Genomic DNA, 9,361 nt, shown 5'->3' with positions numbered 1-9,361 from the left:
CCTGAAAATCATGAAGGCATGGTTTATGTGGTCATGATTCGGTTGATGCTGAGGCGGTTAACAAACAACCGACGAACGAGGAACTTGAAACCTGCTTAACCAGCATTTACAAACACTTTCTGAAGGCATGGTTTATGTGGTCATGATTCGGTTGATGCTGAGGCGGTTAACAAACAACCGACGAACGAGGAACTTGAAACCTGCTTAACCAGCATTTACAAACACTTTCTAAATACTGGTGGGCTAGAACATTACGAAAATCGCTGATCGTTTTCCATTCAATATTAGGACGCATTGCTTTCCAAGCATCTGGCAATCGTTGGGTGGATTCACATAACGTTTGCAGGTTCCGAATTACAGCATCCTGAGTTTTTAAATCAGCGAAGAATGCTGTTTTTCCTTCAATCGTGTAAGCCTCAATGCGATGAATAGAGTCTCTAATATGTACCAGATAGACGTGGCTATTTTTCATAGCGGTTGGGCTTCGCTTAGGATGCGGTCACGGATGAAGTAGTGCAGGGATTTTTCAGTCACAACATCGACTTTGTGCCCTAGTAGTGCTTCTAAATCTTGAATGAGTCCAACCGGGAACCAGGGACTTAATGATTCACCTAAATCCACCAGTAAATCAATGTCGCTATTAGGATGGGCTTCTCCCCGAACAACAGACCCAAAGAGCCGCACGTTTCTAGCTCCATGTCGGAGAGCGATTTCTAAAATACGATCGCGCTGCTGATGAAGGATCGCTTCGATTCTTAGGGTCTCTGGTGTTTTCATAGACAACGCCTAAACTGTCATCATTCCTGTAACTTAAATCAATCTCTTTTTCGCTTGCGATCGCGGTTGTCCCAGCATAATTAGTTTGAAGAACGATCGCCCGCTTCAGAGCATATGTTTGATTTCGCGGTGCCATAGGGGGCTTGGGAGAGGCGCGATCGTACTAATGTTCCTAGCCAATGATTGTCAATAACTTTTGTCTCTCTAGAAATGACTTTAAGTAGTTCGCTTTAAAGGATTATTAGAGCGTGTAGCATACAGCTACTTATTTGGCGAAAATTTTTGCTGAACCTCTAACCTAAGTTTTTCACAAGCAGAAGGCTTGTCAAACACATACACTCTGTCCTTGATTCCTTGATCATTTCCTTCTAGTTCTTTTACAAGAAAGAAGTAAGCTTCAAAATCTTCCGCAATATAAGCATACAAACAGCCTAGTTCTGTAATCACAAAATCTAAATCGTAAAGCATCATACTGCTCAAGCCTCGACCCAGTCTTTTAGCTTTACTACTAAGATCAATGGTAACTAAGCAAGTTGATAAAAGGCTCCCATAATTTCTATTGGATAACCCGTACGTATCTCTAATAAAATGATTTCTGTCTTTCCAGTAGGCTGTAGAGAAGATCTTCAGCTCTTCAATAGGTGCCGAGTTAAGAGCAGATGAAAGAGCGTTGAATTCTTCTTTTCTTATTTTGTTTGTGATGAAGCAGGCAAATATCTTTGCAAACAAATCAGATTTAGACATATCATCAAATTTGTCAATTTTTAGGAAGATAGTGTTATAGAGCTTATCTCTTTTTTCCTTGTCTTTCTTAAGTTCTTCAGCAAAAGCGACCCTCTGATTCTCTGTTGCTTTCTCATTAATTGTTTTGAGGAATTTCCCAATCTTATGTAAGAAAATTACATCTGGGATTGAACCCAAAGTTTTGCCAAGCTTATAAATTGAGCCTGCAACTGGTATATCTTTCAGAAGCTCACTTTCAGTCAACAGGTCAATTGCAATATCTGCTCCGTCGACACTTAATTCTAAAAAGTCTTGTTCTAATTTATTCTTGCTTTTCATTAGGATTACTGCTCTCAAGCAGCAAGAGACAATGAAATAATAGACTTTCTTCAGCCCACTTCAATGGGTTGATTAGCTGCCTGTCGTCGAGCAACTTGCATTAACAACCGCAATGCTTCGTTTACAGCGTCCTCAGTTGGAAAGGCTTGAGCTACATCGGGAGCGAGAAGCACCAGATTTGTACCTGCTCGGTAACAATCAATATATTTGCCTCTGACACCACCTTCCATTTGAGAAAGGTCATATTCAGGGCGCAATTCATCGTTCATCTCGGCATCAATTTCCTTATTCATAAAGGTTCCTAGCCGACTGAGAGACCGCGTTGGGCTTGACGATCGCGTATCCGTTCCAAACTACTTACTGGAATGGCAGAAATAAGTTGGCGCGTGTAGTCTTGTTGTGGTTCGCGGTAAATGCGCTCGGAGGGACCAATTTCTTCGATTTCGCCTTTGTTCATGACCATAATGCGATCGCTCATGAACTTCACCACGCTCAGATCATGAGAGATGAAAATGTAAGTGAGGTTGAACTCGCCTTGTAGCTCTTTCAGCAAGTTCAAGACTTGCGCCTGCACCGAAACATCCAGTGCCGAAACGGATTCGTCGCAGATGATGAATTTGGGGTTGAGGGCAAGCGATCGAGCGATACAAATCCGCTGACGTTGCCCACCCGAAAACTCGTGCGGATAGCGGTTTAAGGCATCAGCATTTAAGCCCACTCGTTCTAGTAAATAGACAGCACGTTTCTGCTGCTCCTGCCGTGCCTTCGGTTTGGCGTGAATTTGCATCGGTTCCATCACCGCTTTGCCAACCGTCATACGAGCATCCAGCGAACCAAAGGGATTTTGAAAGATAATCTGCATTTCTCGCCGCAGCCGTCGCATCTCGTTTGGCAAAAGGGCAGTCACTTCCTGATTTTCAAACCGTACCGTGCCGCTAGCAGGCTTGATGAGTTGCAAGATGGCGCGTGCCAGCGTCGATTTGCCACAGCCAGATTCGCCTACCAATCCCAGCGTTTCACCGGGATAGACATCAAAGGAGACATCCTTCACTGCCACAAAGTAACGTTTGGTTTGTCCAAAGGCACCGCGCACGGGAAACTGTACGCGCAGGTTTTGAACAGACAGTAATGGGGTTGCTTGCTGGAGTAAGGCTAGGCGCTGGTCGAGTTCGTCCTGGCTGACCTCGCGTGCGAGATGAAGTGCTCGAGCGACATCCGTTTCGCGTTCTTCAATCAGCAGTTCGCCCGATGGTGACGTGCTGACCTGCATAAAGTCTGAGACCGTGGGTAGAAGATTAAGGCGGCGATCGAGCCGAGGGCGGCAGGTCAGTAAGCCTTTCGTGTAGGGATGCTGCGGGTTTGAGTAGATCTGCAAAACGGGACCCGCTTCGACAATTTTGCCCTGATACATAACAGCAACATCATCAGCAATTTCGGCAATTAGCCCTAGGTCGTGGGTGATGAACATCATGGACATACCGCGTCGATCGCGCAAGTCCCGCAGCAGATCCAAAATCGTTGCCTGCACGGTAACATCCAGTGCGGTAGTCGGTTCATCAGCAATCAGCAGCGCAGGGTCACAGGCGATTGCCATGGCAATCATCACCCGCTGCATTTGCCCACCTGATAGCTCATGGGGATAGCGGTTGAGAAAGGCTGCCTTTTGGCGAAACACCTGCTGCTCAACCTCTGAAGCAGGCGGCAACGGCACAGTCGGATTATTGCGCTGGAGGTCTTCCACATAGCGCTGTTTCATCACCCCATCGTCTGGCAGCAGGCGCACTTCCTGAAGGCGGGCGATCGCTTCGCGTTCGGCTTCTTTCTGCGTTATTCGTTTGTGCAGACGGATTGCTTCCACAAGCTGAAATCCGATCGTGTAAACCGGATTCAGCGAACTCATAGGTTCCTGAAAAATCATTGAGATTTCGCCACCGCGGTAGTCTTCAAGCTGGCGACTGGGGATTTTAGCAAGGTCGATCGCCTGCGCCCCCCTCTCAGCACCCCAAAACAAAATTTCGCCCTTCGTTACTTTGCCAGGAGACGGCACTAAGCCCATCACCGCCAGCGATGTCACCGATTTTCCTGAACCCGATTCGCCTACAATCCCCAGCGTTTGCCCTCGTTTCACTTCAAACGAGATGCTATCCACTGCCTTGATCAATCGTCCATCCGGCTGAAACTGAACTTCAAGGTTGTTGACTTGCAGGACTGTGTCGCTCATGAGGTACCGCGAGAACTTTCCTGGATTTTAACAGCCTCTCTGGATCGATTGTGTTTAGTGACACAGGATTCAGTGTTAACTCGCTCAGTACATCTTGCTTATGGTTACAGCATCGACAGTTCGCCTGCGACTTCAAGCCGCGTCACGCTACTCATCGTCATAAAGCTTTCCGAAAGCGTTTCTGATACCGACGGGCTGATCCAGCCCATTTGCTTCAGCAGGTGAATTGCGACGGCGTATTTCGCCCGTTTTGCACCGTCCATCACTTTGATAGCTAACCCCATACCTTCACCCAAGCGCCCGATGCACTGAATACCTTCTGCTCCAGCCTTGCTGACGAGCTCACCTTCAGTCAGGCGCATTAGTTCGGTATCAAATTCGCCTTCGCCTGCCACCATGGCTGGATGGTGGGTCATCGCTCGCACTATCCGTTCCATGTCCAAACTTTCACCTGAAGCAAGACGGGCATAAAGTGAGGCAATCTGCCCTAGCTGCATAAAGTAGGTCGGGGCACCGCAGTCATCACGAGCGCTGATAAACTCTTCGGCAGGCATGCGGAGATGCTCGGCAACTTTTTGCAAAATCAATTGCTGCACTGGGTGGCTGCGCTGAAGGTAGCTGCTAAGAGGGAAATTTCGCTGTTGGCACACGGCAAGCATACCAGCGTGTTTACCAGAACAGTTATATTCCAGGCGGCTGCGCTTCCCAGTCGGTACAGGGCACTGGAGCACAGTTGGATCAACATCTGCACGCCAGAGAATGTTGAATGCCTGACGCACCTGCTCGATTGTTCCCTTGTGCGAACTACAAATAATTGCCAGGTCGCGATCGGTCAAGCCATAGCGCTCCAGTGTACCTGTCGTCGTTACGGCTAATGCTTGAAAGGGCTTTAAGGCAGAGCGCACGAAGGTTGCGGTCTCTGCACTTCCAGCCACCAGCAAATTTCGCCCTCGGTTGTCACAAATGACTGCCTGGACGAAATGCCTGGATTCGATAATACCTTCGCGCAGTAAGCGGACTTCCAGCTCTGCGGCTTGTGTGCGTCTTCCCCTAGTCATGCGTACGACTCTAACATTTGAAGGGGACGAAGGGCGGAAAAGTTTTGAGTTTCAGGTGTGGAGTGAGGAGGAAAGGCTAAGGGATAAAGTATAAAAATTTAGCCTTCAGCTTTTAGCTTTCGCCGTTTTTACAGCACATTCCATATTCCCCAGCCTGCCAGTAGCCCGATCGCCAAGATACCAAAAGTTCGTGTGAGGCGTTTGAGAACGGGTTGAATCTGGTAAGTGACCACTAGTTGATCTTGAGCGAGCATTGCTGGCGGCTTTGCCCACAGCTGACCGTCATACCAACCCGATTCTTCATAAAAAATAGTGGCGGCAGACAAACGCGATTGAATGTATGTCCAGCCTAAATACAGGCGTAAAAGCACCAGCGAAAGGCAGAGGGCAGCGCCTGCTGTACCAGCGAGGGCAAACTGAGCCGGATGTTTAGCGATCGGGAAGCTAGCGGCAGCGATCGGTCCAGCAAGTAGCCAACTCCAACCCCAAATCCAGAGCAGCTTGCGAATGTATTGCGGTAACCCAAGTGCTGACCACCGAAAAAACCAGGATTCTTTTAACTCCTGGTACTCGTTTAACGGTTGCTGCTCGAAGGGAACCGGGCAGGGAGAGACAGAAGACTTCATGACTACGCCATCCGGTAGCAAGCTGGCACACTTCACACTATAAACGACTTAAGCCAGATGAACGAGTGGCAAGCGGTGACTACTTTGCTTAGGGCTTGCGTAGGCACCATTACTCTGCGCTATTGAGGGCAAGACTGCGCTGCTCGTTCTATTTAATTTGAGCGATCGTGGCGGCGGTACGGGCGGAAACAGAGCGAGGGCTGCAAAGGTGGGATGCACTCTTGATAGCTCAACAAAAAAGATGGCTGGTTTAGTTAAAACCAGCCACCTGACACGCCTATTCACTGTCAGTGCTCCAACTAAATGGACTGAACCATGTCCCTATCAAGGTCGGTTGCGATCGAGCCCTGCAAATTATCTGGATCAACGTAATGACAAACTGCATCATTCATACAGATGAATGCCCAGCCAGCGCGATCGATATTGACTAACTTATAGGATGCTTCTTGAACGAAACAGCCTCTGTGATTGCGAGTTTCTGGCTTAACTTGAATGTTATCGAGATCATCAAAAATCATATCTAACTCCCTAGCTCTAAAGAGCGGTAAAAAGGTTTGCCGAAGAGCGCGAAGCTCTGTCTAATTAAGTAACTAAATACTATCACTGAATTCTTAGAGCACTCATTACGTTATGTAGGTAAATATAACGAGACGTAAATTGCTGAAGGTTTTCATCGTCTAAAAACTTAATTCCTAGCATTACCTTTGCGAAGAAGTGTATCGATTCAGCTTCAACACATTCAACCACTTCTTTGGTTAACTTTTCTTTACAAACCCTCTAATCTAATCAGGATGCTTCAACAGCTAGTTACACCTCCTAAAAGCCAGGAGCGGTTACTAAAGCCTGCTAACGTCACGGCTACATAGTTCTTTGAAAAGGTGAGAGGGAGCGGAAGGTGAAAAGTAAATGAGAATGAGTGATGCTATGGCTCTGGACAATCTGTGGCAGTTCGCTTCTTTCTGAAAGAGCAGTAGAAAAAGTTAGTTCTAAGAAAAACCTACTGATCTAAGCTCGAAGGTAGCTTTCGCTAAAGCATAAGAGATGCATCACTCCTAAGACCTATCAATTGCCAAGTAGTTACCGATACGACTTGAAGCTGTTTTCTGTAGATGCAAAGTATTTAGTAAGCAGCGATCAATTCAAGATTGCCAACTAAAAGTAACCGCTTGCTTGGAACTAAGGCAGAGGGCTAAATTAAGCACTACTGAGAGATCGAGTTTCGACTGCACTCGACCCGCCGCTATAGAAGACTGAGAGCATTGAGACTTCGGCATAAGCGCTCAGTCAAATGCGAAGTCGAAAGGCATCTTAATAAAGACTTACGCCCTCCTACTTATGTGAAATTTCGTAACTTGTTCTTAGCTGATGACGGGTGCTTGTACGAGGTCTTCAAAGGTGGTTTGACGTTCGCGATCGAGGTCTTGAATCCGCTGATCTTCAGCACGAATCTTTTTCTGGTAGAAGTGTCCTAAATCGGGTGCAGTCGCGCAGTCAGTCTTTTCCCAAAGGGAGATAAAATGGCGACGACGTTTTTCGCACATCACTTTTTCCATTGAGGCGACGGCAGCGCGAATGACAAGAGCCGATCGCAGCACGTTAATGTCTCCCGTTTCGTCAAGCTGGAACAGAGCGTAAATTTTGCTCATGTCGCTGGGGAAGTCGGTGCAGCGGTCTTGCAGCAGTGTCAGTAGATCCAGCGAAGGATCGGCTTCGACATCAAACCCTTCTTCTTTTAGCGCCAGAGTTTGTCGCCACAGAAAGCGGTGATGGGACAAACTGAACTCCAGATCGCGGGCTTCGAGCGCTTCAACGATCGCCGCACGGTGCAGCGGTTTATGTAGGTAAAGGCGCAGCAGTTGCGCTTCTGATTCTTCTAATAAATCGCGTTCGCTGCTGGTTTGCCACTTTTGCGATCGCCCATGCCAGCGTTCGCCGCGCACCTGAAGCCGTAAATTATCTTCTAACTGCCGCATGAGGCGACTGTTGCCCTGACTCAACAATTCAGCACATTTCTGGATGTAATGGGTACGCAGCATCGAGTTTGGCAGGTTGCCCAGCAGCTTAACGACAATCTGGACGGTGTGCTGGAACTGATCTGCCTGGTTCAGGTCTTGTCCGGCGATCGCCTGCTGAATCTGCCAGTCAAGCCAGAGAGGCGAATCATCCAATAACTGCTGATAGTCGGCTGGCGTATTCGTTTGTAGAAACTCGTCTGGATCTTTGCCAGTGGGAATATTAAGGATGCGAAGCTGCACCTCGCCCTGGTATGCCAGCGCTGCCACTTCGCCGATTGCCCGTTCTGCCGCCTGAGTACCCGCACGATCGGCATCAAAGTTAAACACAATGCGTTTGGATTCGGTGTAGCGCAAGAGTTGACGCACCTGAGCAAGGCTCAACGCTGTACCCATTGAGGCGACTACGTTAGTAATGCCAGCACTGTGGAGCGCGATGACATCAAAATAGCCTTCGACCACCACTGCCTGGTCTTGTTTGGCGATCGCCGCCCGTGCCTTATCTAGCGCAAAGAGAATATTGCCTTTATCGAATAGCTCGGTTTCAGGTGAGTTGAGGTATTTGGGCTGCTCATCGCCCAGCGATCGTCCCCCAAAGCCCACCACTCGACCCTGAAGATCGTGAATGGGAATCATGAGGCGATCGCGAAAGCGGTCATAGTAACTACCCGTTGCACCTTTGCGTGGCACAATTAGCCCTGCTCGTTCTACCAGTGCGACAGGATAGTGCTTTTGCTCCACCAGATAGCCAAACAGGGTTTCCCAACCAGCAGGCGCGTAGCCCAACTGAAACTGCTGAATCGTCGTTGCAGTCAGCTTCCGTTGCTCAGTCAGGTATGCCAGGGCTGCCTTTCCCTGCGGCTGGTTCAAAGCATGCTCAAAGAATCGTGCTGTGAGCGCGAGAATTTCATGCAACTGCTCCCGCACTGAAATCTGGCGCTGTAATTCTTGCCGTTGAGCGGGTTCTAGCGTCTGTACCGAGACTTGATAGCGCTTTGCTAGATCTAGCACCACTTCGCTAAACGAGTGTTTCCCCAACTCCATTAGAAATTTGATTGCGTTTCCACCCGCACCACAACTAAAGCAGTAGTAAAACTGCTTGCTGGGGCTGACTGTAAAGCTGGGCGTTTTGTCGTCGTGAAAGGGGCACAACCCGGTAAAGTCCTTCCCTAACTTTCGCAAGACAACGTGCTCAGACACCACATCAACGATGTCTGCCCGCTGTCGGACTTGCTCGATCGTATCGGGGTGGAGACGCGGGATGTCCATTGGAAAGAGAGTAGGGGAAATGAAGTCTCCCTATTGTCGCAAATTTCGTTGGGAAGGGGCGTATCCGTCGTAGCGTTTGGTGTGGCTCTGCTATCTTTTGACTCAGGGTAAGTAGCGGCACACTTCTTTGCAATACTTCATGCTTACAAAAAGGATTCCTTTTCTCGGTAGTGCTCAAGATGTAATGATAGAGAAGTAGAGTTGTTCTCCTCCTATGCCTGCCTGCCCCCTTTGTGCGTCCGTCAAAACGGTCAAGAACGGACGTATCCACAATGGTAAACAACGGTTCAAATGCCACGACTGCGGACGACAGTTCATCGAACAACCGACGAAGAA

General features: G+C 48.4%; 11 protein-coding genes. 1 reads left to right on the top strand and 10 read right to left on the bottom strand.

Going from position 1 to position 9,361, the window contains the following annotated elements:
* Positions 1 to 166 precede the first annotated feature (166 nt).
* From H6F86_RS00115 to dnaG, 10 genes are all read right to left on the bottom strand, one after another.
* Positions 167 to 472 (bottom strand): HepT-like ribonuclease domain-containing protein, encoded by a 306-nt coding sequence (locus tag H6F86_RS00115; protein WP_190446077.1) that lies wholly within the window; start codon positions 470 to 472, stop codon positions 167 to 169.
* Positions 469 to 777: a nucleotidyltransferase family protein gene (locus tag H6F86_RS00110; protein ID WP_190446076.1), complete on the bottom strand. Its 309-nt coding sequence runs from the start codon at positions 775 to 777 to the stop codon at positions 469 to 471. The genes H6F86_RS00115 and H6F86_RS00110 overlap by 4 nt, the downstream gene beginning before the upstream one ends.
* A 261-nt stretch (positions 778 to 1,038) precedes the next feature.
* Entirely contained in the window at positions 1,039 to 1,839 is an 801-nt protein-coding gene (locus H6F86_RS00105) for a hypothetical protein (protein ID WP_190446075.1), read from the bottom strand.
* A gap of 50 nt (positions 1,840 to 1,889) precedes the next feature.
* Positions 1,890 to 2,132: a hypothetical protein gene (locus tag H6F86_RS00100; RefSeq protein WP_190446074.1), complete on the bottom strand. Its 243-nt coding sequence runs from the start codon at positions 2,130 to 2,132 to the stop codon at positions 1,890 to 1,892.
* Between the two features lie 8 nt (positions 2,133 to 2,140).
* Positions 2,141 to 4,060 carry an ABC transporter ATP-binding protein gene (locus tag H6F86_RS00095; RefSeq protein WP_190446073.1) on the bottom strand — a complete coding sequence of 640 codons (1,920 nt, stop codon included), beginning with the start codon at positions 4,058 to 4,060 and terminating at the stop codon, positions 2,141 to 2,143.
* A gap of 104 nt (positions 4,061 to 4,164) precedes the next feature.
* Positions 4,165 to 5,118 carry an asparaginase gene (locus H6F86_RS00090; protein WP_190446072.1) on the bottom strand — a complete coding sequence of 318 codons (954 nt, stop codon included), beginning with the start codon at positions 5,116 to 5,118 and terminating at the stop codon, positions 4,165 to 4,167.
* A 128-nt stretch (positions 5,119 to 5,246) separates the two neighbouring features.
* Positions 5,247 to 5,744 carry a CGLD27 family protein gene (locus H6F86_RS00085; protein WP_190446071.1) on the bottom strand — a complete coding sequence of 166 codons (498 nt, stop codon included), beginning with the start codon at positions 5,742 to 5,744 and terminating at the stop codon, positions 5,247 to 5,249.
* A 48-nt stretch (positions 5,745 to 5,792) separates the two neighbouring features.
* Positions 5,793 to 6,029 carry a hypothetical protein gene (locus tag H6F86_RS00080; protein ID WP_190446068.1) on the bottom strand — a complete coding sequence of 79 codons (237 nt, stop codon included), beginning with the start codon at positions 6,027 to 6,029 and terminating at the stop codon, positions 5,793 to 5,795.
* A 14-nt stretch (positions 6,030 to 6,043) separates the two neighbouring features.
* Positions 6,044 to 6,262 (bottom strand): hypothetical protein, encoded by a 219-nt coding sequence (locus tag H6F86_RS00075; RefSeq protein ID WP_190446066.1) that lies wholly within the window; start codon positions 6,260 to 6,262, stop codon positions 6,044 to 6,046.
* An 840-nt stretch (positions 6,263 to 7,102) separates the two neighbouring features.
* Positions 7,103 to 9,025 (bottom strand): DNA primase, encoded by a 1,923-nt coding sequence (gene dnaG, locus H6F86_RS00070; protein WP_190446064.1) that lies wholly within the window; start codon positions 9,023 to 9,025, stop codon positions 7,103 to 7,105.
* 214 nt (positions 9,026 to 9,239) lie between these two features.
* Here dnaG and H6F86_RS00065 point away from each other — a divergent pair.
* The coding region (locus H6F86_RS00065; protein ID WP_190446062.1) for an IS1 family transposase at positions 9,240 to 9,361 on the top strand (122 nt) is incomplete at its 3' end.

Origin of the sequence: Phormidium sp. FACHB-592, assembly GCF_014695795.1 — a bacterium.
GTDB lineage: Bacteria > Cyanobacteriota > Cyanobacteriia > Leptolyngbyales > Leptolyngbyaceae > Stenomitos.
Note: the sequence above shows the minus strand (reverse complement) of the source record. Positions and strands in the feature narration are given on the sequence as shown.

What these genes read in the sequence shown, in the direction of transcription:
- H6F86_RS00115 (WP_190446077.1), bottom strand. Translation starts at nt 472, where the DNA reads ATGAAAAATAGCCACGTCTATCTGGTACATATTAGAGACTCTATTCAT.
- H6F86_RS00110 (WP_190446076.1), bottom strand. Translation starts at nt 777, where the DNA reads ATGAAAACACCAGAGACCCTAAGAATCGAAGCGATCCTTCATCAGCAG.
- H6F86_RS00105 (WP_190446075.1), bottom strand. Translation starts at nt 1,839, where the DNA reads ATGAAAAGCAAGAATAAATTAGAACAAGACTTTTTAGAATTAAGTGTC.
- H6F86_RS00100 (WP_190446074.1), bottom strand. Translation starts at nt 2,132, where the DNA reads ATGAATAAGGAAATTGATGCCGAGATGAACGATGAATTGCGCCCTGAA.
- H6F86_RS00095 (WP_190446073.1), bottom strand. Translation starts at nt 4,060, where the DNA reads ATGAGCGACACAGTCCTGCAAGTCAACAACCTTGAAGTTCAGTTTCAG.
- H6F86_RS00090 (WP_190446072.1), bottom strand. Translation starts at nt 5,118, where the DNA reads ATGACTAGGGGAAGACGCACACAAGCCGCAGAGCTGGAAGTCCGCTTA.
- H6F86_RS00085 (WP_190446071.1), bottom strand. Translation starts at nt 5,744, where the DNA reads ATGAAGTCTTCTGTCTCTCCCTGCCCGGTTCCCTTCGAGCAGCAACCG.
- H6F86_RS00075 (WP_190446066.1), bottom strand. Translation starts at nt 6,262, where the DNA reads ATGATTTTTGATGATCTCGATAACATTCAAGTTAAGCCAGAAACTCGC.
- dnaG (WP_190446064.1), bottom strand. Translation starts at nt 9,025, where the DNA reads ATGGACATCCCGCGTCTCCACCCCGATACGATCGAGCAAGTCCGACAG.